Genomic DNA, 23927 nt, shown 5'->3' on the forward strand with positions numbered 1-23927 from the left:
GTCACCTGCCCTCCGACAAGTCCCCAAGGTATGCCGCCTGCACCCTGGGATCATTTTTAAGATCGGCAGAGTCCCCATGCAAGACAATACTTCCGGCTTCCAGCACATAGGCACGGCGGGCGATGGAAAGCGCCATGTAGGCGTTCTGCTCCACCAGCAGGATGGTGGCGCCGCTCCGGTTCACTTCCGTTATCATGTCGAAGATCTCCCCGACCAGCAGCGGAGAAAGCCCCATGGAGGGCTCGTCCAGCAGCATCAGGGCGGGCCTTGCCACCATGGCCCGCCCGATCGCCAGCATCTGCTGCTCCCCGCCCGAGAGGGTTCCCGCCATCTGGCCGGACCGTTCCGAGAGCCTGGGGAACAGCGCGAAGACCTTTTCGAGGCTTTCCGTCACTTCTCGCCCCGACCGGCGGGTATAAGCCCCCATGTCCAGGTTCTCCCTGACGGTCAGGTTCGCGAAGACCCCGCGTCCTTCCGGAACGTGGGATATCCCCATCCGGGCGATTCTGTGCTGAGGGATGCCCGTCAGGCTCCTTCCGCCGAATTCGATTCTTCCGGAACGCGGCGCGATGATGCCCGAAACGACCTTCAAGGTCGTGGTCTTCCCGGCTCCGTTGGCCCCGATCAGCGACACGATCTCCCCGGCATCCACGCGCAGGGAAACGTCTCTCAGGGCATGAAGATTCCCGTAATATACGTTTATATTATCGATAGTTAAAACCAATATCCAATCCTTAGCTTCATATTATTTTCCCCCTGAAGCATTCCGGCCGAGATACGCCTCGATCACCCGCGGGTCGTTGCGGACCTCCAGGGGGGTTCCCCGTGCGATCACTTCGCCGAAATCCATCACGATCACGCGCTCGCAGATCCCCATCACCAGGCGCATCTGGTGCTCGATGAGAAGGACCGTCAGCCGGTACCGTTCCCGGATCTCCTGGATGAACTCCATCAGTTTCCCGACTTCGGACGGGTTCATCCCGGCGGCGGGCTCGTCGAGGAGGAGGAGCTTCGGCTCCGAGGCGAGCGCACGGGCGATCTCCAGCCTCCGCTGGTCGCCGTAAGGAAGATGTTTCGCAAGCTCCCCTCTCCGTTCCTGCAGGGAGAAGATGGCAAGGAGGCCCATGACCTTTTCCCGGATCTCCCTCTCCCCTTCGAAAAACCGGCGCGCGCGGCACAGTGCGGAAACCGGGCCGTACCGCACATGGGGGTGGTAGGCGGTCCTCACGTTGTCCATCACCGAAAGATTCCTGAACAGCCGGATGTTCTGGAACGTGCGGGCGATCCCCAGCCTGCTGATCCGATGGGGGGGGAGCCCCGTGATCGACTTCCCCTCGACCGCGACCGATCCATGGTCCGGCCGGTAGATCCCCGTGATCACGTTGAATACGGTGGTCTTCCCCGAACCGTTCGGTCCGATCAGGCCCACCAGCTCCCCTTCGCGGAGATGAAGGTCAACGCCGTTAAGCGCTGTGATCCCGCCGAAATACTTGGCCAGTCCGAGCGCTTCCAGAAGGATCATTCGGTATCGCCCCGGAGAAGCGGGAATTCCCGGATGCCGAAAAGTCCCTGGGGACGCAGCAGCATCGTGACGATCAGGAGGACGGGGATCAGCACCCAGCGAAGCTCGATGTAGCCGGGAGGAAGGATTACGCGCAATCCCTCCAGGAGGAAGATCCACCCGAAGGAGGCGACCAGGGTCCCGCTCATGTTCCCCAGCCCCCCCAGGACGACAATCATGAGGACGTCCACCGATTTGAAGAAATCGAAGTTGCTGGGGTGCAGGAAGGCATAGAGGTGGGCGTAAAGCCCCCCGGCGAGCCCTGCGAAGGAGCAGCCGACGACAAAACCGGCCATCTTGTACCGGAACGTGTTGATCCCCACGATTCCGGCCGCGATCTCGTCCTCGCGGATCGAGACGAGCGCGCGCCCGTGGCTGGAATGGATCAGGTTCCGGGCAAGATACAGGGAGACCCCCAGGAACATGACCGCCCATGCAACCGTGGTCATTTTCGCGATCCCCGTCATGCCTCTCGCGCCGCCCAGCTGGGGGAGGAAGCTGTCGGCGTTGTCGAAGAAAACCTTCATGATGACGCCGAATCCCAGCGTGGCGATGCCGAGGTAGTCCGAGGTCAGCCGAAGGGTGGGAAGCCCCACCAGCCAGGCGATCAACGCGGCGCATCCCCCGCCGGCCAGTAGCGAGGCGAGAAAGAACAGCTGCGATTCCCCTCCGTACGATTTCATGAGGAAGGCCGCGGTGTAGGCGCCGATGCCGTAGAAAGCGGCGTGCCCCAGGGAAAACAGGCCGGTGAATCCGTAGATGACGTTCAGCCCCAGTGCGGAAACGGCCATGATGCAGGCCAGCTGGAAAATCTGGACCCAGTAAGGATTTACGACCCCGCCTGTCGAAAGCCCCCACCCTGCCGCGGTCGCCGCGGCGAAGGGCGTGAGGAACCTGGCAAGGTGGAGCAACGCTCTCATGGCACCTTCAGACTTTCTCCGTCCGCGCGGTTCCGAGGATCCCCGAGGGCCGCAGGAGGAGGACCAGGATCAGGATGAGGAAGGCGATCCCGTCCCGGTACGTCGAGGAGAGATACGCCGAGGTCAGGGTTTCGGACTGCCCCATGATCAGGGCCCCGAGCGCTGCCCCGGGGATGCTCCCGATCCCTCCCAACACCGCGGCGGTGAAGGCCTTCAGTCCCGGCATGACTCCCATGAAGGTGTTGACCTGCGGATAGGCGAAGCCGTAAAGCACCCCTCCGATGCCGGCCAGGGCCGCCCCCAGCCCGAAGGTGATGGAGATCACAAGGTCGACGTTGACCCCCATGAGTCCCGCCGTCACGTGGTCGTAGGAAACCGCACGCATCGCCCTGCCCAGGCGGGTACGGTAGACGATGAATTGGAGCAGGCCGAGACAGGCAAGCGTAACGAAGAAGATGATCGCCTGGATATTGGTCAGCACGATGCCGCGCACTTCCCAGGAGGTCACGGCGAACGGCCGAGGGAAGGAGTAGAAATTCGGGCCGAAGACCTGTCGCAGCGCGGTAAAGTATTCGAGAAACAGGGAAACCCCGATGGCGGTGATCAGAGACGCGATTTTCGGCGCCATCCGCAACGGACGGTAGGCGACCCGCTCCATCGCGATCCCGAGGAGGGAGCACCCGAGGACAGCAAGAAGGAATACGGCGGCAAGGGGCAAGTGGAATCTCTCGATGGCGTACAGGCCGATAAAGGCCCCCACCATGAAGACATCGCCGTGGGCGAAGTTGATCAGCCGGACGATGCCGTACACCATCGTGTAGCCGAGGGCGATCAGGGCATAGACGAACCCGATTTGCAGCCCGTTAATGACCTGCTGAAGGAAAACTTCCACCCGGCCCCGCCGTCAGGGGTTCACCACCTTGACGAATTTCTGCTTGCCGTTCACAATCTGCAAGATTACGGCACTCTTGATGGCGTTCCCGTTGTCGTCCATGGCGGACTCCCCCGTCACGCCTTTGAATCCCTTGATCGAGGCCAGCGTCTCCCGGATCTTGACGGGGTCGTCGCTGTTCGCCTTCCGGATCGCCTCCAACATCAGGTTGGTGCCGTCGTAGGCGAGCGTCCCCAGAGCGTCCGGGGTCTGCCCGAACTTTTCCTTGTACTTCTTCACCCAGGCGACCACTTCGGGGCGGGTGTCATCCGGTGAATAATGGTTGGAGAAGTATCCCCCTTCGATTGCGTCCCCGGCGACCTTCACGAGATCCGGTGAATCCCAGCCGTCCGGTCCAATCATGGTTGCCCGGATCCCCTTCTCCATGGACTGCTTCGCGATGAGCCCCACCTTGTTGTAGTAATCCGGAAGGAAGAGAACGTCGGCCCCGGAAGCCCTCACTTTCGTGAGCAGCGCGGAGAAATCCACGTCGTCCTTCCCGTACGATTCGTAGGCGACCACCTTGCCTCCCATGAGCTTGAAGGCATCGCTGAAATACTCTGCGATCCCCTTGGAGTAGTCGTTGGAGGCGTCGTACAGGACGGCCGCCTTCTCCTTGGAAAGCGTCTCCCGGGCGAACTTCGCCATCACCTTCCCCTGGAACGGGTCGATGAAGCAGGACCGGAACACGAAATCCTTCCGTTTCCCGTCGGCGACGGTCACTTTGGGATTGGTTGCCGTAGGTGAGATCGTGGGGATTCTGCTGCTCTGCGCGAGGTCGGACACCGGGATGCTGGCCTTGGAGGTGACGGACCCGATGATGACCTTGACCTTCTCCTGGTGGATCAGAAGGTTCGCCGCGTTGCTCGCCTCCGTCGGGTCGTTCCTGTCGTCCACCACGACGGTGACGATCTTCATCCCCGCGACCCCCCCTGCCTTGTTGGCCTCTTCGACCGCTATCTCGAAGGAGTTTTTCACCGACTCCCCGTAGGTCTTGACGTCCCCCGTGAGCGGAGTGATGAGGCCGATCTTGATTTCCTTGGCGGGAGGCGCCTTGCACCCTGCGAGAAGCAGTGCCATCACCGCAACGATCGCCGTTTTTTTCATGTTTCCCTCCCGTCGGCTCCCGGAATTTTCCCCCCTCAACCCCCCCATCCTATTTTGAGTTTCCTTTTTCGTGTAGCCCTTTTTTTTATTTGCTTCGCATCCATGTCTCCAGGGTCGATTCACTTCTTCCCTTCCGGTCTCCGGTAGCTGATCCGGTAGATCGCCCCCGCCTTGTCATCGGAAACGAGGAGCGCGCCGTCCGGCATGACCAGCACGTCCACCGGACGGCCCCAGGCGTTGCGTCTCTGGAGCCACCCCTCCGCGAAGACCTCGTAGCTTACCGCCCTGCCGTCTTTCAGCCGGACGAGCGTCACGCGATAGCCGATGGGCGTGGTGCGGTTCCAGGACCCGTGTTCCGCGATGAAGATCTGGTTTTTGTATTCGACGGGAAACATCGTACCCGTGTAGAAGCGCATGCCGAGGGAGGCCACGTGCGGCCCCAGCTCCTTTTCGGGAGGCGTAAACACGCGTCCACCTGCCTTTCTGCCGTACTCGGGGTCGGGGATGTCCTTCCCGTGCAGATAGGGATAACCGAAGTGCATCCCCTTTCTCGGGGCGCGGTTCAATTCGTCCGGCGGCCGGTCGTCGCCCAGCCAGTCCCGTCCGTTGTCGGTGAACCAGAGCTCCTTCGACTCCGGATGCCAGTCGAACCCGATCGAGTTCCGGACGCCACTTGCGAAGACCTCCATCCCGGTCCCGTCGGGCTTTATGCGCAGGATCGCGGCGTATCGCGGGTCCTTCTCCTCGCAGATGTTGCACGGCGCACCCACGGACACGTAAAGATAGCCGTCCGGGCCGAACCGGGCGACTTTCCATCCATGGTGGGGACTTCGGGGGAAGGCGTCGCCAACGACGGCAGGCCTCGGCGGAGCCTTCAGGCGGCCTTCGATGCCGTCGTATCGCAGCACACGGTTCGCCTCGGCCACGTAGAGCGCCCCGTCCCGGAACGCGACGCCGTTGGGCAGGTCCATCCCGCTCGCGATGGTGATGACCTCGTCCGCCCGGCCCTTCTTTCCGTGGTCGAGAACGGCATAGACGCTTCCAATGTCGCGCGTCCCGACAAACAGGGTACCGCCGGGGGAGAGCGTCATCGACCGCGCGCCGGGCACGCCGGCGGCATATACATCGATCCGGAATCCCGGCGGGAGCTTGATCTTTTCCAACGGCAGCTCCGCGCCGAGGCCCCGCGCGGCAACCAGCAGGACGACGAAGACAAGGGCGGACCCCAGGCTCGCCCTTCGGCACAATCCCGGTTGGATACGGGTCATGGGCTCCTCACTTCCTCCTTTCCCGCACTTCCGCGCCGTGCGGCTGCCGGTTCGCGATGAGCTCCAGGAGTTTCCGGTGGGCGCGCGGGAACGCGAAGCTCTCCAGCTCCCCCGGCGTCACCCATCTCCGCTCGCGGCTCGACCGGACCCTTCCCCCCGCCTTCGTGCACCGGTAGGCGTGGAGGGTCACCCGGAAGTGCGAATACCCGTGCCGGATCGTGCCGATCTTGTCGAGGACCTCGATGTCGAATCCCAGTTCCTCCCGGATCTCCCGCGCAAGCGCTCCCGCAAGGGTTTCGCCGGCCTTCCGCTTCCCTCCCGGAAGCTCCCAAAGACCACCCAGAAGACCATCGTCCGGACGCCGGTCGATCAGGAGCTTTCCCTCCCGGTCACCGATCACGCCAACGACAACGTCGTGATGGGGAAGAAATCTTTTCGCCGACTTGCGCGGGATGCTTTCCTGAAGGCCCTGGCGGCGGGCCTTGCACCAGTGCGCAAGGGGGCAGACAGGGCATTGGGGATTCCTGGGAGTGCAGACGATCGACCCGAGGTCCATCATGGCGAGCGCAGTTTCCCTCCCTCTGCCCGGAAGGATCATCCGGCGGGAATATCCCCAGAGCGACTTTTCCACGGCGGGCCGCCGTAACTCTTCCCGCACTGCATGGAGCCGGGCCACCACCCGTTTTACATTGGAATCGAGAATGGGAACATCCTGCCGGAACGCGATGGCCGCGATCGCACCCGCCGTCGATTTCCCCACGCCCGGAAGGGCCGTGAGCGCGTCCACCGATTCGGGCAGCCGTCCGCGGTGTCCGTCGAGGAGGATTCTTGCCGCTTTGTGGAGGTTCCGGGCGCGGGAGTAGTACCCCATTCCCTCCCAGATCTTCAGGACCCGGTCACGGGGCGCTTCGGCCAACGCTTTCAAGGTGGGGAAGGCCGAAAGAAACCGCTTGTAGTAAGGGGCGACGGTGTCTACCCGGGTCTGCTGGAGCATGACTTCCGAAACCCAGATCCGGTAGGGATCCTTTGTCTCCCTCCAGTCCATCCGCCGGGCGGAGCTGCGGAACCACTCCATGAGGGCAAGGGAGGCTTCCCGCATCATCCTCCCCTGGATCTCTCGTTCCACTTCGTGATCTCTCCCGCCAGGACGGGGTCTTTGGTCTTTCTGGATGCTTGGCGACGCCTCTAAATTTCTTCCAGAAGGGACGTGAAGATGTCGTGATGGTCCTCTTCGTCGGACAGGATTTCCCGGAACAGGTGATTCGTCACTTCGTCCCCTTCCCTCCTCGAAACCTCGATGATTCTCTTGTAGAGGACGATCGCCCCCTCCTCGTCCTTCTTGTCCTGCTCGATCATCTCCTTGAGGGTATCCCCCAGGAAGATCGGTGTCGGCTTCGTGGTGGGGATTCCACCCAGGTAGTTCAACCTCTCCGCGATGGCCTCCGCGTGCTTCATCTCTTCGATCGCGATCTTTTTGAGCGCATCCTTCACTGCGAAGCCTTTCACCCCCTTCCACAGCACATGCTGCCACATGTACTGGACCGAAACCTGAATTTCCCTCGCAACGGCCTGATTGAGCAGGTCCATGAGTTCCTTGGGCGCTTTCCGTGCGGTCATGACGAATACCTCCAGTCAGGGATTTGGGATACCGACTCAACCTACCACAAAAAAATGGATGTCCGCGACCCTTGCCGGGATTCGCTGTATTTCCATCTCCGCATCCTCCTTGACAATCCTCGCATCCCGCGGTCACACTTCAACGGTACGAAAACGCTCACGGAGGAAGCCGAATGGTTCGCAACGTGATCATCCTGGGCTCGGGATGCGCCGGGTCCACCGCCGCCATCTATGCCGCCCGGGCCAACCTGAACCCCCTGGTCCTGGAGGGGCGCGAGCCCGGCGGCCAACTCACCCTGACCACCGACGTGGAAAACTTCCCGGGGTTTGTCGACGGCATCCAGGGACCCGAACTCGTGGACATCATGAAGCGACAGGCGCAGCGGTTCGGAGCCGAATACCGGTCGGAGTCGGCTACGGAAGTCGATCTCCGGCGGCGGCCTTTCATGGTCAAAACCGATGAAGGGACGTACCATGCGAAGGCGCTGATCATCGCCACCGGAGCTTCCGCCAAGATGCTCGGTCTCGAGTCGGAGAAAAAGCTCCTGGGCCGGGGAGTGTCCACCTGCGCCACCTGCGACGGCGCGTTCTTCCGCAACCGGGAGGTGATGGTGGTGGGGGGCGGCGATACCGCCGTGGAGGAGGCCATCTTCCTGACTCGGTTCGCCTCCAAGGTGATCCTTGTCCATCGCCGCGACCAGTTCCGGGCCTCCAAGATCATGATCGACCGGGCGAGGAAAAATCCGAAGATCGAGTTCCTGTGGAACTCGGTGATCACGGAGATTCTCGACACGGAGAAGAACGAAGTGTCGGCGGTGCGGTTGAAGAACACCAGGAATGGAATCGAAGAAACGCGGAAGATCGACGGCGTCTTCGTAGCCATCGGCCACGAACCCAACACGAAGATCTTCGAAGGCCAGCTCGAGCTGGAGAAGGGATACATCCTCCTCCGCGGAGACTCAAGAACCAGCGTGGAGGGGGTCTTCGCCGCCGGCGACGTCCATGATTTCGTCTATCGCCAGGCGGTGACGGCCGCCGGCTGCGGGTGCCGCGCCGCCATCGACGCGGAACGGTTCCTGGAGGCCGAGGAAGCGGTGTAGGACCTCGTCACCCCGCAGGGGGATCCTCGGGAGGCGTCCCCCCCTGGCGGGCGATCTCCGCCGTATTCCTTGCGATGTCGGCGGTATGGTCGGAGATGCGGAAGACGACGATGGCGAGCTCGTAGACGATCCGGGTGGAGATCACCAGGATCAGAAAAACCAGGGGGGCCACGAAAAAGAGCGACAGGATCCCCTTGCCCACGGACTCGGAAAATCCCTCGATGATCAGGACGATCGAGATGAACCCCGCCGCAACGATGGACAGCGCATACAGGACCTTGATGACGCGCGGGGTGACCAGGGTCCTGAACGAAATGTCGAAAAGCGACTCGAAAAGCCCCCTCTCCTTTTCCTTCATCTCTTCTCCCTAAAAACCGAACGGTCCCGGCATCCCCGGTTGGCCCAGCAACCTCGGTTGTGTGACTGCGCCCGCTCTCGCCCGGACATCCTGTCCGGGCTGCGCTTTGCCGCCTCGGCAGCTTCCTCGGCCGTCCCTGGCCGCTCATCCTCCTGCTCGTCGACGCTGCCTCGGAGCTCGCATCCGCCTTCGTTCGGCCCATTCCGGTTGGATGCTCGCTCCCCTTGTGGTCCTGCCAAGTCCCTCTCCGGGACCGTCCTTAAAAAAAAACCCCGGCGAGCCATCGCCGGGGTTTTCATCGTCAAGGGGTTGCACCCCTTGGGCGGTTCCCGCTTACTTCACTTTGGTGACGTTGGAAGCCTGCGGTCCCTTGGGGCCTTGGGTAATTTCGAACTCGACGCGGTCACCCTCGTTCAGCGACTTGAACCCTTCGGCCTTGATCGCGCTGAAGTGCACGAACACATCCGGGCCGCCTTCCTGGGAGATGAAGCCGAACCCCTTCGCGTCATTGAACCACTTCACTGTGCCTTGTGCCACTTGCCGTTCCTCCTTAAATTTTTACTGCTGTAAAACCTGAGCGAAAAGCTCAAATTTAACAACATTTGGGAATTTAACAGGTATTCTCCCACGCGTCAAGGAAAGATCTTCCGCGCAACCGCAATCTCCCTTGAACCGGGCGGAGTTCACGGATGCAGTTCAAGGAATCTGTCGAACAGCCGCGGCTCGAACTCCGTGCCCCTGCCTTCCTTCATGATGGAGAGGGTCGTGTTCAGGTCCAGGCTTTTCCTGTATGGGCGATAGGTCCGCAGGGCGTCGTAAACGTCTGCTATCTGCGTCATGTACGAAGCGGGCTGCATGGCCCCTTCGAACCGGAGTGCGGGATATCCCGACCGGTTGTATTTGACATGATGCTCGAAGGCGACGACCATCGGCAGGTCCGAGCCGCAATCGATCTTCCGGAGGATTTTCGCGCCGGTTGCAGGGTGCTCCGCCATCCTTTCGAACTCCCTGGCATCCAGTCTTCCCGGCTTGTTCAGGATTTCCGACGGGATCGTCTCCTTCCCGACGTCGTGCAGGAGGGCCGCCATGCCGATCTCCTGGACCTGGGATTCGGAAAAGCCGAGGTGGATGGCCTGCGCCACGACGATGATGCAGACGTTCAGGGAATGGGTCACCGTGTAGTCGTCGTGCGCCTGGAGGCGCATCAGCTGGTCGATGAGCATCCCCTCCTGGCGCAGCCCCCTCATCACGGCGTCGACAAGATCGCGTCCCTCGGAAACCCTTACCCCCGCCCCCGCGACACTCCCCCCGGCAAGCGACACCAGAAGGCCCTTGAGGACGTCCGCGGCACCCAGGAGGACGTGCGACCGCACGACCGTCGACAGTCCGGAAGGAAGATTCTCCCCTTCCGTGACCTCGTGGATCCTTCCGTAGCTGATGTGCTCCCAGCGCAACTCCGCGGCGCTTTCCCCGCCGCCGCCGACCAGGTAGACGAAACGCTTCAGCTCGCCGAACGTGATCCCCTTGCGGAAAGAGACCTTCTCGATTCCCTTTTCCTGCATCTTTCTAATCAGCTTGTGCAGGGTGGGGGAAAGCCCAAGGAAAGGGAACTCGTCCACTATCGCGTGATCGCCCATGAAGCCGATGTGCAGGGTCGAAAGCCTCCCCGCCTCTTCGTGGATCCGCTGGTGGAGACGCACAAGGAGATCCTGCACGCGTTGATGGCTTTCCGGATAGACGGACACGGCCTGGACCGCCAGGGCAAGGTCGGATACGACCGCGAAGAGATCCTGGTTTTTCACCGGCCCTCCGTCGATTTCAGAAGGGCGGCGCAATGGCTGCGAACCGCCGCCCGGCGCGACTCCTTGCCCCGGTGCAGGTAGCCCAGCGCCTCCGCCCCCCCGATGCGGAAAAGCGCGGTTGCGGCGTCCAGTCTCAGGGAAACCTCCTTCGTGGACGAGAAAAACGCCTCCTCCAGGAGGATCCTTCCGAGGGAAGGCATCGTCTCCGGGACCTTGAGTTTTCCGAGCGCGAGGATCACCTCGCGCTTCACGCGGATGTCGGGGTAGTCGAGGACGCGAACCAGCCCTTGCGCTGCACCGCGGGCCCCGATCTCGCCGAGAAGGAAGCACATGTTCCGGACGAAATACCAGCGGGGATGGGAGAGCTTTTCCAGGATCGCCGGGACGGCCGTTCCCCCCATGCGGACGGCCAGGGACAGCAGAAGCTTTCGCCTGCTCGCGTCCGACTCCACGAGGAGGCGGTTAAGCACTGCATGGATCGCGTCCTCGCTGAACGCGGCGAGAAAGACGGGAATCCTCCCCGAGTCCTCGGTGGAAATATCGCGGGAGAGGTAGAGGTCGATGAGATGGCCGAAATCGACCCCTTCGATGACCCTGCGCACCTCCTCCCGCCCCTCTTCCGGGGCATTCTCGCGGATCGAGGAAAGGGCGCCCAGCACGGTTTCGAGAAGAGCGAACTCCTTCCGTGAGATGATGTTCGGGAGGTATTTCCTTATGTCCTCGAGCAGCTGGAGGAACTCCGCCGCGTTTTTCTCGCGCGCGAGAAGCTCCAGCATCACCAGGACCGCTTTCCTGTACCTGGCCTCCTCGCGGAAATGGTCGAGCACCGCCGGGTCCGGAGGCGAGGCGCTTCGCGCCTGCAATTGCATGCCGGCATCGCCTGCCAACGCATCCATGAAGCGGGAATGTCCCTCATCCAGATACGCCTTCTCGGACCTGGCGAGCAGGAGCTTCTCGACGGCCTCCCAGGTCTTGACGGCGTAATATTCCTTGGCACGCAGGCTTTCCCGGGCACGCTCCTTGAGCCGCGGGAGAAGGGAGCCGTGCACATCGCGTTCGGCCGCGATGATCTCGAATATCTTTCGAAGCCGCTTGCCCCCTTTAACTTCGGTGGACAGCAGGCTTGCGGTCAGGTCGATAAAATCGTCGTCCGTGTAATCCGCCGCCAGGGCCCGGGTGAAGGAAACCGGAAGGGAAAGAGCCGCTTCGTCCAGGTCTTCCCCGCGGTCTTCTCCCGGCCCGGCGAACCCGTCATCAAGGAAATGCAGGAGTTCTTTCTTCCTGTCCTCGGGAAGGGTCCGGATCGTTTCCCCCAGGTGCCGGAACATGCGGCGCAGCACTTCGGGCGAAACCGCATCCTCCTGAGCCGGGGGGCCGGATGCACCCGTCTCCCTTTCCGCGAAGGCGCGGGCTCGTCGAAGGATCACGGGAATCAGCTCCGGCGATCCGGAGAGCTCTTCCACGACCTTTCTTTCCCCTCCCTCATCCGCGGTGTTCGCGGTCAGGAGCATTTTCCACAGCATATCTTCGCGCCCCGGAAGCTCGGGGCCGTCTGCCGGGTTCACGATCCGCCGGGATAGAACCTCTTTGTAGTTGTAGGGATAAATGAAGATTCCCGGCAGCCGCTCCCGCTGCAGGAACGCCTCGGGGGATTCGTTCGATTTGCCCGACCTTGAATCATGAAGGCAGCGGAAAAACATGAGCAGCCCTTCCGGCGTGGCATCCCCCCCGAAACCGAGCGTGGCAACCTGGTTGAGATATAGCGTCTCCGCGAAAGGTGAAATAAGCGCATGTCCCGCCCCAATAAAGGTGTCCCGGTAAAGGACCCTGTCCCGCGCGATCCCGAATAGAACGCGGTGTCCCGGCTCCTGCGCAATCCGGGAAACCAACGCGGCGTGGACCGGTTTCACGCGCTCCGCCAGGAAAGGATGACCGGCCTGGTACAGGCCCGTCCAATGGCAGACGCGGGCAAGGTCGAGGAGGAGCCGTTCGATCTCGGGGAATACGATCTCGGGTTGCCCTACAACCATATGGGGGAATCCTCCGATTGCGGGTTGTTTCCCGATCGTTTCTACTCCCGGAGATCCTTATCGTCCTAACGCCCGGAGATCTTTACGGGAAAATCGGTCCGGCCGCCCTCCCATCTCCCCGTCCTTCCTTCGTTCGATGCCACACAACTTCCGCTCCGTCGAAATCCATCCGCCTCTTCCGTGCAAGCCCCCCGAACGGAGCTCGAATGCCACGTTAATTGCGAGATGCTGCACCAGATTCGCGATTTCGCTTGCTTTCAGGATTTCCGGATGGTATGGTGGTGACAGCTTGAAAAAACACGAAACGCAATCCTCTCCCCAACGGTCCTTTCGCGGAAGCGGGTTCGGCGTCTCCCCCGGGCGCCTCTTACGCTTCCCCCAAAGGCTTCCCCTTCGGAAGATCGGATAAGGCTTCCACGTCTTCTCCATGGGTTGTGCTTGGTGAATCTTCAGCGACCGCGTCATCTTTCCGTGCCATGCGGAAGCTCTCGCGGACAACTTCCTTCAAGGAGAAGAGAAAAAATGTCTTTCGAAACATTCGGGCTCTGCCCCGAAATCCTTCGCGCCGTAAACGCGAAAAACTACAAAACGCCGACTCCCATCCAGGAGAAGACCATCCCTCACGTGCTGGAGGGAAAGGACCTCCTCGGGTGTGCCCAGACCGGGACGGGCAAGACGGCGGCGTTCGCCCTCCCGATCCTTCAACGCCTTTTTGCGACGCACGACAAGGGCCGCAGGCGGCGCGCGATCCGCGTCCTCGTGCTGACCCCGACGCGCGAACTGGCCAACCAGATCGCCGACAGCTTCGGCGCCTACGGCAGGTATACGGGGTTGCGGCATACCGTGGTCTACGGTGGCGTCAGCCAGAAACCCCAGGATCAGGCCCTCCGGCAGGGGATCGACATCCTTGTGGCAACCCCGGGACGGCTGCTCGACCTGTGCTCGCAGGGGCTTGTGAATCTTCGTGCCATTGAAACTTTCGTGCTGGACGAGGCCGACCGGATGCTCGACATGGGCTTCCTTCCGGACATCCGGCGGATCATCGACAAGCTGCCGGACAGCCGGCAGACCCTTTTCTTTTCGGCAACGATACCGGCCGATATCCGGAGACTTTCCGACACGATCCTGCGCAACCCGGTCCGTGTGGCGGCGACGCCGGTGTCCTCGCCGGCGGAGGCCGTCGAGCACTCGGTCTATTTCGTGGAAAGGCACGGCAAGGGGGAGCTGCTCCGGCACCTCCTTTCCGACGATTCCATCAAGAACGCGCTGGTCTTTACGCGTACGAAGCACGGGGCCGACCGGGTGGCCCGGCAGCTCTCCCGCGCTCACGTCAGCGTCGAGGCGATCCACGGCGACAAGTCCCAAAACACCCGCGAACGTGCCCTGGCCGACTTCAAGCGGGGCGCGACGCGGGTGCTGGTGGCCACCGACGTCGCCGCGCGGGGCCTGGACATCGTCGATCTCTCTCACGTCATCAATTTCGATCTGCCCAACGAGCCGGAGGCCTACGTCCACCGCATCGGCCGCACCGGGAGGGCCGGCGCGTCCGGCATCGCCCTGTCCTTTTGCGGCATCGAGGAGCGGCCTCTCCTCGTCAACATCGAAGGGCTGATCCGCAAGCACCTGAGCGTGGTGGAGGAGCATCCTTTCCGTTCCGAGCTTCGGCCTCCGCTCCGGACGAATCTCGACCCCCGGCGCTCGCAAAGCGCCACTCGTCCCTACATGATCCGCGCGGATGAGCTTTTCTCTTCAGGGAAAGACGGCGGACTGCACCACCGGCCGGGCGTCAACGGTTGACGGCCCGCATCGCCTCTTCAGGGTAGCGCGGGCCCGATGCGGCTCCCGGCGGCAGCGCCTCGTCGATCCGGGCCAGGTCCCGCATCGTAAGGATCACCTTCAGCGCGCCGACGTTTTCCTCCAGCCGGTCCCGCCGCTTGGTACCGGGAATGGGCACCATGTCCTTCCCTTTCGCCAGGAGCCAGGCCAGCGCGAGTTGAGGCGGTGTGCATCCCTTTTCCGCCGCGATCTCCCCGACCAGGCGCACCAGGTCGAGGTTGCGCTGGAAGTTTTCCCCCTGGAAGCGCGGGGAATTTCTCCGGTAGTCCCCTTCCGGGAGATCCTCGGGCCGCATGATCTTCCCGGTCAGGAACCCCCTGCCCAAGGGACTGTAGGGGACGAACCCGATGCCGAGCTCCCGGCAGACGGAAAGGACTTCCCCCTCCGGGTCGCGCGTCCAAAGGGAATATTCGCTCTGCAAGGCTGCGATCGGGTGAACGGCATAAGCGCGGCGGATGGTTGCGGGGGCCGCCTCGGAGAGGCCCAGGAACCGGACCTTCCCCTCGCGCACGAGCGCCGTCATCGCCCCCACGGTCTCCTCCTCGGGAGTTTCCGGGTCGACGCGGTGCTGGAAATAGAGATCGATGACGTCCACCCCGAGACGGCGAAGACTCGCCTCGCACGCCCCCCGGACGTACTCGGGCTTTCCATTGACCCCCTTCCAGCTCCCGTCGCTCCCCCGGACGATTCCGAACTTGGTGGCCAGGATCACTTCATTGCGGCGGTCCCGGATCGCCTTCCCGACGAGCTCTTCGTTGTGGCCCAGCCCGTAAATGTCGGCGGTGTCGAGGAAGTTGATCCCCAGGTCCAGCGCCCGGTGCAGGGTCGCGACCGATTCGTTGTTCTCGCGCGCGCCGTAAAATTCCGACATCCCCATGCAGCCCAGACCCAACGCCGAAACGGTCAGACCGCTTTTCCCCAGCCGCCTGGATTCCATCGGCGTCTCCTTCCTTGATCAGGAAGCGCCGAGGGCCTTCACCGCCTTTGGGATGTCCTTCGACTCAACCCAGAGGATCGCGCCGTACCGGCCGCCGCCGGCATCGATCCCGTCAAGGGCTCTGATGCCGATCCCCGCCTCCGCCAGCTTCGCCGCGACGGCCGCGATCGCGCCCGCCCGGTTTTCTCCCTGGATCAGGAAGCAGCTCTTTTTCCCGGCGATTTTCAACCCCGTGCGTTTCGCCGCCTTCCGGAAAACGTCCGCATCCTCCGGCACGAAATCCAGCTGAACGCGCCGGCCGCGGGGAAAGCCGGTGAAGGCAAGCAGGTTTACTCCCTCGTCCCGCAGCGCTCCCAGCACTCGCGCCCCCTCGCCCGTCTTGTTGGAAATACCGACCTTGAAATAGTCCACTTTGCGAATCGAATCGGACATTTTTCCCCTCCTTCCCGCATGCTTTAGTTAACCTTGATTTATTATAGATTACTTTTTCCCTGTAACGGTACTATGTCCTCAATCCGATTCATCCCAAGGGGCCCAGATGGCAGGACACGTCACCCTTCCCTTCTGGCTCGCCGCCCTCCTGGTCCTGCTGGCGGTCTGGGCCGTGCTGGAACGCCTGTTGATTCCCAGCGTCCGCTGGATCCTCCGGCGGAGGGTCAATCTGTTCATCGAGGAGATCAGCAAACGCCTTCACCTTGAGATCCATCCCTTCGCGTTGACGAAACGGCAGGTCCTGATCGACCGGCTGATGTACGATCCCAAGGTCCTGGAAGCCGCCGCCACCCGCGCCCGCGAGAACAACCTCCCGCGGGACGTCGTGATGGCCGAGGTCGAGCGGTACGCCCGGGAGATCGTCCCCTCCTTCAACGCGTACGTCTATTTCCGGATCGGCTACTGGCTGGCGCGAAAAACCGCCCGCATCCTTTACCGGGTACGCGTGGGCTTCACCGACGAGGCGGGCCTCTCCCGCATAAGCCCGAAATCCAGCGTCGTTTTCGTGATGAACCACCGCAGCAACATGGATTACATCCTGGTCGCTTACCTGGCGGCAACCCGGACCGCGTTGAGCTACGCCGTGGGGGAATGGGCGCGGATCTGGCCGCTTCAGACCCTCATCCGGGCCCTGGGAGCCTATTTCATCCGGCGCAACTCGGGCAATCCTCTCTACCGCCTCGCATTGGAGCGGTACGTCAACATGGCCACCGAGAGCGGAGTCGTCCAGGCGGTCTATCCCGAAGGCGGGCTGACCCGGGACGGTGCGCTGCGGAGGCCGAAGCTCGGCCTGCTCGATTACATGGTGAGGTCGTTCAACCCGGACGGCGAGCGGAACCTCGTGTTTATCCCCGTTGGCATCAACTACGACCGCACCCTCGAAGACCGCAGCCTACTGGTCGAGCTGGACTCCCGGGTGCGCAGGAAAAGCATCCCGTTCGTGGTCGGCACCGCGCTCAGATTCTTCCTGCACAACCTGTACATGATGCTTCGCGGTCGCTGGTACCGGTTCGGTTACGCCTGCGTCAACTTCGGCTCCCCGGTCTCCATGAGGGAATACTGCAAGGCGCGCGGAATCGACTTCCGGGCGATGGACAAAGAGGAGCGTTTCCGCAAGGTGGAGGCCCTGGCAGAAGAACTGATGGTCGAGGTGGGGAAGGTGATTCCCGTTCCACCGGTCTCCCTGGTGGCAACCGTGTTTCTCCGGAACGAGGAGAAACGGTTCAGCGGGCTGGAATTGAAAGCCGAGGTCCACCGGCTGATCAACGCCCTTGCTGCCGCGGGAGCCCACGTCTATATCCCCCGCCAGGACCAGGAATACGCCGTCGACGTGGGGCTGCGCATGCTGACGCTGCGTCGCCTGGTCCTCGAGGAGGAGGGGCTCTACCAGGCGAGGCAGGAGGAGCTCCCGCTCCTGCGATACTACGCCAACTCGATTGCGCACCTGCTCCCGGCGTCGAGCTCCTAGGACTTCAGGACCTGTCGCGCTTGAGAACGGGAACCCACCTGGCGTTCCGCCAGATGTAAGCCTGATCTTCGGTGATCTTCAGGGATAGGACGCCGTGAACCCTCGCCAGGCTCACGAGCGTGTCCTTCGAAACCCACAGTTCCTCGAAGGACGGAAACTGTCTGGGCGCTTCTTCGATGCGCATGCTGCACATTATGACGAGGAGCAATAAAGCCAAGTAGGTTCGCACGAACCCTCCTTCACGCCAGGCGGGCGATCGGATCCTCTGGGTTCTCAGGTATTCAATCTTGGATTACGGCTGTTTCAGGCAGGATTCAGGATCCGGGTGTTTTTCCGACCCGGGGAAATAGCCCTCCAGCGGCAAGGTAAAGGATCCCGCCGATGGCGACGGTCCCGCGAAATCCGATCCACATCGCTCCGACAGAGGCCAGGGAGGCCCCCGCCACCGAGAAAAAGCCGTTGATCCCCCACGCATAGGGGATCGCAGGCGCAGCCGCTCCCGCCAGCCGCGAAAGCCCCGACGGGAACGGCATCCCCATGAAAAACGCCGCCGGACCCAGTGAGGCGATGAAAACGGCAATCCGCGTCGTCTCTCCCATGGGCAGGAGGAACCTTGCGGACAGGGAAAGGAAGAGGAATCCGGCAAGCGCCAGGAACGCAATTCCGGGAAAGACGCGGCCCTTCATCGTCGCCTCCGACTCCCACCTCCCGGAAACCGCGCTTCCAAGTCCCGAGAAAAAGGCAAACCCTCCGATGGCGACCGTGGCGGCGCGGATGGCGTCGCCCAGGAGGAGGATCCCGATTTTCAGAAATGTCAGCTCGATCAGCATGTACGCCATGCCCAGGGCGGAAAAATAGGCCGCCAGGTAAATCCCGCCCGCCTTCCCCGGCAGGCGCGCGACGGCAAGCGGAACCAGGAGGCAGACCGAGGCGAGCACCAGCGAGACGGCGAGGGACGCAAGCAGGAAAACCACTCCCCATTCCACGAATGGAACCCACTGGCTTCCCAGGAGCCTGCGGAACTCGGGCAGGGAGCGCAACCGCAGGAAGCGGTGGAAATAGGGGGAATCGTCGGTCGCGGGGGAAAGGTCGAAGAGTTCGCCTTCCCGCCCGCCGGAAGGCCCGGCGAGGACCCTCCGCACGGCGGTCCGCAGTCCCTTTTCCCCGGCTCCCTCTTCGGCCGCGGGGCCGTCCGGCGGCCACACGATCGAAAACCCCGTCTGCCCGCAGAAACGCTCCACCCGCACCCTTTCCTCGCCGGTAAAGGGAAGCCGCCTTGCGAGAATGGCGAACGAACCCCAGCCCCGCACCATTATGATTCTCTGCGATGCGGGGACCGGATCGTCCTTTTCCAGTTCCAGTCGGAGCGTTGCAAGGATCTTGACGCTTTCCCTGGGGGGAGTCTTCAGCCAGCCGGAGAACGCGATCACGCCTTTTTCCGTCAGGCGCGACAGCGCCGACCGGATGCCTTCCCGCGTGAGGAGGTACGTCTCGCCCGTGGCATGAATCCCCAGCGAGGAATACGTCGCCGACGATATCTCCGACACTTCGATCAGGTCGAACCTGCTTCCCTCGCGCGCCAGGAAATTACGCGGGCCCTCCGTCCGGATCTCCGTCGGCATCGCCGCCGGCAATCCCGCGGAGAACCCGGAAAGGTCCGACCGCACAAGCGCCACGAATTCCGCCGCGGGCTCCACGACGGTGACCGAGGCTGCTCCGTTTCTCGCCGCGGTAAGGATCCCCTCGGTCCCCCTGAGGCCGAACTGGAGGACCGCGGGACGGTCGACCATCCGGTACGCCGCCACGAATGGAAAACCGTCGAGGTAGGCGGGAGGGCTCTTTCCCCCGTTCTCCGGGACGACCCCGCGGGCCTCGCCGTCGAAGAACAGCGCAGCCTGCGGGGGGATGTCTCCGGCGAACCGGAAGCTCAGGCCCGGGGCGCTGTGGATTCCGCCGGCGAACAGCGCGCGGTAATCCCCGGACGGGCCTGAGCGCGAAGCGAGGGTTTTCGCGCCGGGAAGCCGCCGGGCGACCGCCAGATCCTTGTAAGGGGAAAGGCGCAACTCGGCCGGAGAAAGGAACAACAGCAGCATCGAGGCCCCGCAGACCGCCATCCGCCCCCTGTAAAGCCGCCCGGCGGGAACCCCAAGCACGAAAAGAGCCGCCGCAATAGCAAGGGCCAGCGGAACGCGCAGGAGGGATTCCGTTCCCACCAAGAAGAAGACGGGAAGAGCCAGGACCGCGCCTGCGGCTGAACCGGCGAACGCGGCCGCGTAGACCGGACCCGGCTCTCCGAAGCGAAAGGCGAACGGGACCGCGATCGCCCCTCCCGCCAGGAAAAACGGGACGGCGAGCAGGAGAAAGAACCCTCCGAACCCGATCCATGCGGAAGGCTCCCAAAGGAGAAGGAACGGGTCGAAGGTGACCGCCTGGGAAGCCCGGAAAGCGAGGTCGAACGACGGGGCCGCCAGGAGAACCAGCCAGGCGAAGAACGTCACGGGGGCTTTTTCGATTCTCCGGCGGAGCAGGTGCATCGCGAGCCCGGCTCCGCCGAAGCCCAGCATCGCCTGCGAAACGATCAGCGGGACGAAGTGGGGCCAGAAGCGGAAAGACAGGAGCCGGATGAGGAAGATCTCGTCCGCCAGCGCGGCCGCCGACAGGAGGAAGACGACGGGAAGAACCACCCCGTGCCCGGGGCGGTCAGTGGCCAAGGAGCCGGACGAAGGCGACGGGGAGGACGTTTCGCTGGGAGACGGAGCCATCGGCGCTTTTCTCGATGAATACCAGGTTCTGGGTCAGGAAAGGGCCTCCGACCGGCAGGATCATCCGTCCGCCGTTTTTCAGCTGCCGGAGGAGCGGCGGCGGGATGTGGCCGCCCGCGCAGGTAACGATGATGGCGTCGAAGGGAGCCTTCTCCTCCCAGCCGTAATACCCGTCCCCCTGGCGGACATGTACATTTCGTAACCCGAGGTCGGAGAGCGTCCGGCGGCTCCTCGCCGCAAGGGACTCGAAGATCTCCACCGTGTACACCTCTTGTGCGATCTTCGATGCGATCGCCGCCTGGTACCCGGAACCCGTGCCTACCTCCAGGACGCGGTCGGACGGCTTCAGTCGGAGGATCTCGGTCATGAAACCGACAATATAGGGCTGGGAGATCGTCTGCCCCTCCCCGATGGGCAGCGGGCGTGGATCGTACGCACGGGAGCGCACCCCGGAAGGGACGAAGAGATGGCGGGGAACCTCGAGCATCGCCTGCAGGACCCGGGGATCGGAGATCCCCTCCCGCCGGATCTGATCCCCGACCATCGCCTGCCGGGCCGCGAGGTAGGGATCCTCCTGCGCTGCGCACAGGCTGTGGCCCGCCGACAGTGCAAGGACCAGGAAGATCGCGGGCCAACGGAGGAACATCATTTCCCGCCCTTGCCCTTCTCCTCTTCCTCCTTCTTCACCGCCTCGCGCAGCTCCGTCAGACGGTCCTCGACGAGCCGGTTCAGCGTTAATTCGGGATACTTCCCGTCCGGGCCGGGCTCCCCCGCGGGGATTCCCATCAGGATCTCGATCCCCTCCTCCACGTGATCGATGGCGTGGATGTGGAATTTCCCCTCCCCGACGGCCTCGACGACCTCTTTCTTCAACATCAGGTTTCTGGCGTTCCTCTGCGGGATGATCACCCCCTGCGCCCCGGTCAGCCCGCGCAGCCGGCACAGATCGAAGAACCCCTCGATCTTCTCGTTCACACCGCCGATCGGCTGGACGTTTCCGTTCTGATCCATGGAGCCGGTGACCGCCACGCTCTGCCGGATCGGGACCCCCGAGATGGCGCTCAGCAGCGAGTAGAGCTCCGCGCAGGTGGCGCTGTCTCCCTCGATCATCCCGTAGAGCTGTTCGAAAGTGATCGACGCCGAGAGGCTGATCGGCTTCTTGGCGGCGTATTTCCGGCCCAGGTAGTTCGAGAGGATGAGGACGGCCTTCTCATGGATCTTCCCCGAGAGCTTGGTCTCTCTCTCGATGTTGACCACGCCGCCCTTCCCCGTGTAGGCGGCCGTAGTGATCCTCGAGGGTTTCCCGAAGCTGTAGTCCCCCATGTCCAGCACGGCCAGGCCGTTCACCTGGCCCGCCGTCTCTCCGGAGGTGTCCACGATCAGCGTCCCTTCCGCCATCACTTCCCGCATCCGGTCCTCGATCCTGCTGTGGCGGTAGATTTTCTCGTCCAGCGCCTTTTCCACGTGCGTCCCGGACACGACGACGGCGTCCGTCTTCTTCGCCCAGTAATGGGATTCGCGGATCAGATTGGAGACGTCGCTGAACTTCGAGGAGAGCTTCTCCTGGTGCTCCGCCATCCGGGACCCGTACTCCACCACTCTTGCCACGCCGGAAGCGTCGAAGGGGAGCAGGCGCTCCTCCCTGGCCTTCGTCGAGACGAACCCGGCATATTTCAGGACGTTCTCGTCCGTTCTTTCCATGCGGTTGTCGAAGTCCGCCTTGACCTTGAAGAGCTCCCGGTATTCCTCGTCCAGGCCGAACAGCAGGTAATAGATTTCCGGGCTCCCGATCAGGATCACCTTCACGTCCAGGGGGATCGGCTCCGGTTTCATCGTCGTCGTGGTGATCAGCCGGTACTGCTCCCATACGTCCTCGATCTTCACCTCGGCGTTCTTGATCGCCCGCTTCAGGGCATCGTAGGAGAAGATGTTCCGGAGAAGATCGAGTGCGTTCACGACGAGGTATCCGCCGTTCGCCAGGTGAAGCGAGCCGGCCTTGATCATCGTGAAATCGGTCACCGCGGCTCCGAACTGGAGCTTGTGCTCGACCCTGCCGAAAAGGTTGTAGTACGTGGGATTGCTCTCGAAGACGCAGGGGCTGCCCTTTTGCTTCCCGTTGTTCACCAGGGCGTTCACCGAGAAGCGGGTGAAATCCGGTTCCTGCCTCTGCATCTTCAGGAACGGAAGCTGCGGCGCGGGGGTCTCCTCCGTCGAGGCCTTGAAGTCCTCGACGTTCGCCAGGATGTCCTCCTGCACCGCATCCAGGTAGGCGAGCAGCTTTTCATTGTTCAGGTATTTGTTCTTGAGGTCCTCGACCAAATGCCCCAGGACGAAGAGCGCCGCGGATCGTTCCAGCTCGTTCAGCCTCTCCCCGTTCGCCTTTTCCTCCCTCTTCAGCGTCCGCATCACCTCATCCAGTCTCTCCTGGATGTACTTTCCGTTCTCCCTGAGCGCCTCCTTTTCCTTCGGATCGAACGAGTTGAACTCCTCCTCCGTCAAGGGCTCCCCGGACTTCCCGATGGCCAGGAGGGAGAACCCTCCCATCGCGGCCTTGATCTTGAACCCCTTCGACTCCGCCTCCCGCTCGAGCACCTCGAAAAGCTCCTTTTGCTTCTTCTGGATTTCTTCGGTAACGACGTTTCTCTGCTTCTTGTACTCCTTCGATTCGAAGATCTTCGGGATCTCGACCTTCAGGTGGTCGATGAGCTCCTGCATGTCCTTCTGGAACTCGATCCCCCGCCCGGGCTCAAGCCAGATCGCGATGGGATCGGCCGAATCCCTGAAGTTGTAGACGTAGCACCAGTCCGGGGGGACGATTTCCGTCTCGGCCTTCATCGAGATGAAGGAGCGAATGGCCGAGGTCTTGCCGGTCCCGCTGTCGCCGAGAACATAGATGTTGAACCCGGAGCTCTGCAGTTTCAGGCCGAAATCGATCGAGTCCAGGGCCCTCTGCTGGCCGATAATCCCGTCCAGCGGGGGAAGATCCTCGGTCGTCCGGAAGGAAAAAAACTTCGGGTCACAGCGTTTATAGAGGTCGTCCGGGGTCAGGGTCCTTGCCATGCTCCCTCCCGCTTTCCGAAGGCTATGACTGACCCTATCCTATCGCCAACGCGCGGGAGGGGGTAGGAGAAAAGTTCCGCGGGGCCGGCCTGGCCGGCGCCGGCCCCGCGGACGTTCGGTGATCGGTTACTCGTAGATCCCCGCTCCGACGTACATGTCCTTTCCCGGCACCCGGTAAACGTAGGTGATCTTCTTCCTGGGCTTCGGATCTCCGGGGTTGATCCACATGTAGTCGACCCAGCCTTCCCCCTTTCCCTTGGCGAGCTCCCCAAATTCCTTGAAGAGGAGCTTTCCCGGGTCCCCCTTGTCCTTCATGGCGAGCACGTTCGTCCCGACCAGGGCGGGGCTCATGGGATGGGCAAGCATCTTCCCTTCCAGATCGGTCAGGAACACGTACGTGTCTTTCCAGACGAATTTTCCCTGCTTGTTGTTGATCTCCTTGATCGCCTCGTCCAGGCCCTTCGCGTTGATCATCTGGGCCGCCTCCTTGGCCTTGGCCACGCACTCCTCCTTCGTGGCTTTCTCCGCCGCAATGGCATTCGCAGCAAGGAAAAGGCCGACCAGCATCGCCAGCGTCAAAACCGCAGCTTTCTTCATGTCTCCTCCACTCGTTGGGGTTCACTGTCCGTTGGTTTCCTGCTCCCTTTGTTCCTTACGATCGATGAAGAATCGAACCGC

At 62.5% G+C, this 23927-nt stretch carries 23 protein-coding genes; 3 read left to right on the plus strand and 20 right to left on the minus strand.

The features are described from left to right. Position 1: 1 nt before the first annotated feature. The 8 genes from A2Z13_08945 to A2Z13_08980 all read right to left on the minus strand — a co-directional run bounded on the left by A2Z13_08945 (position 2) and on the right by A2Z13_08980 (position 7404). Complete coding sequence (locus tag A2Z13_08945) at positions 2–724, minus strand: ABC transporter ATP-binding protein (GenBank protein ID OGP81238.1); 723 nt, start codon at positions 722–724, stop codon at positions 2–4. 21 nt (positions 725–745) lie between these two features. Continuing rightward, entirely contained in the window at positions 746–1522 is a 777-nt protein-coding gene (livG, locus tag A2Z13_08950; GenBank protein ID OGP81239.1) for a high-affinity branched-chain amino acid ABC transporter ATP-binding protein LivG, read from the minus strand. Then, positions 1519–2472: an ABC transporter gene (locus tag A2Z13_08955; protein ID OGP81240.1), complete on the minus strand. Its 954-nt coding sequence runs from the start codon at positions 2470–2472 to the stop codon at positions 1519–1521. The genes livG and A2Z13_08955 overlap by 4 nt, the downstream gene beginning before the upstream one ends. 16 nt (positions 2473–2488) lie before the next feature. Further along, entirely contained in the window at positions 2489–3373 is an 885-nt protein-coding gene (locus A2Z13_08960; GenBank protein ID OGP81241.1) for an ABC transporter permease, read from the minus strand. 12 nt (positions 3374–3385) lie between these two features. After that, complete coding sequence (locus tag A2Z13_08965) at positions 3386–4519, minus strand: branched-chain amino acid ABC transporter substrate-binding protein (GenBank protein OGP81242.1); 1134 nt, start codon at positions 4517–4519, stop codon at positions 3386–3388. 119 nt (positions 4520–4638) lie between these two features. Beyond that, a complete protein-coding gene (locus A2Z13_08970) occupies positions 4639–5787 on the minus strand; it encodes a sorbosone dehydrogenase (GenBank protein ID OGP81243.1) in 1149 nt (382 codons plus the stop codon). A gap of 7 nt (positions 5788–5794) precedes the next feature. Then, positions 5795–6889, minus strand: a complete 1095-nt coding sequence (locus tag A2Z13_08975) for an A/G-specific adenine glycosylase (protein ID OGP81288.1) — start codon at positions 6887–6889, stop codon at positions 5795–5797. 83 nt (positions 6890–6972) lie between these two features. After that, a complete protein-coding gene (locus tag A2Z13_08980; protein ID OGP81244.1) occupies positions 6973–7404 on the minus strand; it encodes a ferritin in 432 nt (143 codons plus the stop codon). Positions 7405–7577: 173 nt separating this feature from the next. Here A2Z13_08980 and A2Z13_08985 point away from each other — a divergent pair, with 173 nt between their 5' ends. Then, positions 7578–8504, plus strand: coding sequence for a thioredoxin-disulfide reductase (locus A2Z13_08985; protein OGP81245.1), 927 nt, complete (start codon positions 7578–7580; stop codon positions 8502–8504). 7 nt (positions 8505–8511) lie between these two features. Here the strand turns inward: A2Z13_08985 and A2Z13_08990 are convergent, their stop codons facing one another. The 5 genes from A2Z13_08990 to A2Z13_09010 form a co-directional block, all read right to left on the minus strand. After that, on the minus strand, positions 8512–8862 hold the full coding sequence (locus A2Z13_08990; GenBank protein ID OGP81246.1) for a hypothetical protein: 351 nt from the start codon (positions 8860–8862) through the stop codon (positions 8512–8514). 333 nt (positions 8863–9195) lie between these two features. Further along, the gene (locus A2Z13_08995) at positions 9196–9399 is read right to left on the minus strand and encodes a cold-shock protein (protein ID OGP81247.1); all 204 of its coding nucleotides are present in this window, start codon (positions 9397–9399) and stop codon (positions 9196–9198) included. Positions 9400–9545: 146 nt separating this feature from the next. Next, positions 9546–10664: a hypothetical protein gene (locus tag A2Z13_09000; protein OGP81248.1), complete on the minus strand. Its 1119-nt coding sequence runs from the start codon at positions 10662–10664 to the stop codon at positions 9546–9548. After that, positions 10661–12694 carry a hypothetical protein gene (locus A2Z13_09005; GenBank protein OGP81249.1) on the minus strand — a complete coding sequence of 678 codons (2034 nt, stop codon included), beginning with the start codon at positions 12692–12694 and terminating at the stop codon, positions 10661–10663. Before A2Z13_09005 ends, A2Z13_09000 begins: the two co-directional genes overlap by 4 nt. Positions 12695–12751: 57 nt before the next feature. Continuing rightward, positions 12752–13123, minus strand: coding sequence for a hypothetical protein (locus tag A2Z13_09010; GenBank protein ID OGP81250.1), 372 nt, complete (start codon positions 13121–13123; stop codon positions 12752–12754). Between the two features lie 93 nt (positions 13124–13216). Between A2Z13_09010 and A2Z13_09015 the strand changes: the two genes are divergently transcribed. Continuing rightward, positions 13217–14491 (plus strand): DEAD/DEAH box helicase, encoded by a 1275-nt coding sequence (locus tag A2Z13_09015; protein OGP81251.1) that lies wholly within the window; start codon positions 13217–13219, stop codon positions 14489–14491. Here A2Z13_09015 and A2Z13_09020 read toward each other — a convergent pair. Both A2Z13_09020 and A2Z13_09025 read right to left on the minus strand, forming a co-directional pair. Further along, on the minus strand, positions 14481–15467 hold the full coding sequence (locus A2Z13_09020) for an aldo/keto reductase (protein ID OGP81252.1): 987 nt from the start codon (positions 15465–15467) through the stop codon (positions 14481–14483). The two genes, A2Z13_09015 and A2Z13_09020, sit on opposite strands and share 11 nt — an antisense overlap. Positions 15468–15485: 18 nt before the next feature. Further along, entirely contained in the window at positions 15486–15899 is a 414-nt protein-coding gene (locus A2Z13_09025) for a hypothetical protein (GenBank protein OGP81253.1), read from the minus strand. Positions 15900–16005: 106 nt separating this feature from the next. Between A2Z13_09025 and A2Z13_09030 the strand changes: the two genes are divergently transcribed. Then, entirely contained in the window at positions 16006–17427 is a 1422-nt protein-coding gene (locus A2Z13_09030) for a hypothetical protein (protein OGP81254.1), read from the plus strand. A gap of 4 nt (positions 17428–17431) precedes the next feature. On the opposite strand, the gene A2Z13_09035 is transcribed toward A2Z13_09030, so the two are convergent. The 5 genes from A2Z13_09035 to A2Z13_09055 form a co-directional block, all read right to left on the minus strand. After that, positions 17432–17656: a hypothetical protein gene (locus A2Z13_09035; protein ID OGP81255.1), complete on the minus strand. Its 225-nt coding sequence runs from the start codon at positions 17654–17656 to the stop codon at positions 17432–17434. A gap of 85 nt (positions 17657–17741) precedes the next feature. Continuing rightward, a complete protein-coding gene (locus A2Z13_09040; protein OGP81256.1) occupies positions 17742–20111 on the minus strand; it encodes a hypothetical protein in 2370 nt (789 codons plus the stop codon). A 16-nt stretch (positions 20112–20127) separates the two neighbouring features. After that, positions 20128–20835: a protein-L-isoaspartate O-methyltransferase gene (locus A2Z13_09045; protein ID OGP81289.1), complete on the minus strand. Its 708-nt coding sequence runs from the start codon at positions 20833–20835 to the stop codon at positions 20128–20130. Next, entirely contained in the window at positions 20835–23249 is a 2415-nt protein-coding gene (locus tag A2Z13_09050; protein ID OGP81257.1) for an ATP-dependent protease, read from the minus strand. The genes A2Z13_09045 and A2Z13_09050 overlap by 1 nt, the downstream gene beginning before the upstream one ends. Before the next feature lie 126 nt (positions 23250–23375). Then, on the minus strand, positions 23376–23846 hold the full coding sequence (locus tag A2Z13_09055) for a hypothetical protein (GenBank protein OGP81258.1): 471 nt from the start codon (positions 23844–23846) through the stop codon (positions 23376–23378). Positions 23847–23927: the final 81 nt, after the last annotated feature.

It is taken from the genome of Deltaproteobacteria bacterium RBG_16_64_85, from assembly GCA_001798885.1.
Lineage (GTDB): Bacteria > Desulfobacterota > Deferrimicrobia > Deferrimicrobiales > Deferrimicrobiaceae > FEB-35.

Bases quoted from the DNA above. Each gene is read 5' to 3' on its own strand.
- livG (OGP81239.1), bottom strand. From the start codon at position 1,522: ATGATCCTTCTGGAAGCGCTCGGACTGGCCAAGTATTTCGGCGGGATC.
- A2Z13_08965 (OGP81242.1), bottom strand. From the start codon at position 4,519: ATGAAAAAAACGGCGATCGTTGCGGTGATGGCACTGCTTCTCGCAGGG.
- A2Z13_08970 (OGP81243.1), bottom strand. From the start codon at position 5,787: ATGACCCGTATCCAACCGGGATTGTGCCGAAGGGCGAGCCTGGGGTCC.
- A2Z13_08975 (OGP81288.1), bottom strand. From the start codon at position 6,889: ATGATGCGGGAAGCCTCCCTTGCCCTCATGGAGTGGTTCCGCAGCTCC.
- A2Z13_08980 (OGP81244.1), bottom strand. From the start codon at position 7,404: ATGACCGCACGGAAAGCGCCCAAGGAACTCATGGACCTGCTCAATCAG.
- A2Z13_08985 (OGP81245.1), top strand. From the start codon at position 7,578: ATGGTTCGCAACGTGATCATCCTGGGCTCGGGATGCGCCGGGTCCACC.
- A2Z13_08990 (OGP81246.1), bottom strand. From the start codon at position 8,862: ATGAAGGAAAAGGAGAGGGGGCTTTTCGAGTCGCTTTTCGACATTTCG.
- A2Z13_09005 (OGP81249.1), bottom strand. From the start codon at position 12,694: ATGGTTGTAGGGCAACCCGAGATCGTATTCCCCGAGATCGAACGGCTC.
- A2Z13_09010 (OGP81250.1), bottom strand. From the start codon at position 13,123: ATGGAGAAGACGTGGAAGCCTTATCCGATCTTCCGAAGGGGAAGCCTT.
- A2Z13_09015 (OGP81251.1), top strand. From the start codon at position 13,217: ATGTCTTTCGAAACATTCGGGCTCTGCCCCGAAATCCTTCGCGCCGTA.
- A2Z13_09020 (OGP81252.1), bottom strand. From the start codon at position 15,467: ATGGAATCCAGGCGGCTGGGGAAAAGCGGTCTGACCGTTTCGGCGTTG.
- A2Z13_09025 (OGP81253.1), bottom strand. From the start codon at position 15,899: ATGTCCGATTCGATTCGCAAAGTGGACTATTTCAAGGTCGGTATTTCC.
- A2Z13_09030 (OGP81254.1), top strand. From the start codon at position 16,006: ATGGCAGGACACGTCACCCTTCCCTTCTGGCTCGCCGCCCTCCTGGTC.
- A2Z13_09045 (OGP81289.1), bottom strand. From the start codon at position 20,835: ATGTTCCTCCGTTGGCCCGCGATCTTCCTGGTCCTTGCACTGTCGGCG.
- A2Z13_09050 (OGP81257.1), bottom strand. From the start codon at position 23,249: ATGGCAAGGACCCTGACCCCGGACGACCTCTATAAACGCTGTGACCCG.
- A2Z13_09055 (OGP81258.1), bottom strand. From the start codon at position 23,846: ATGAAGAAAGCTGCGGTTTTGACGCTGGCGATGCTGGTCGGCCTTTTC.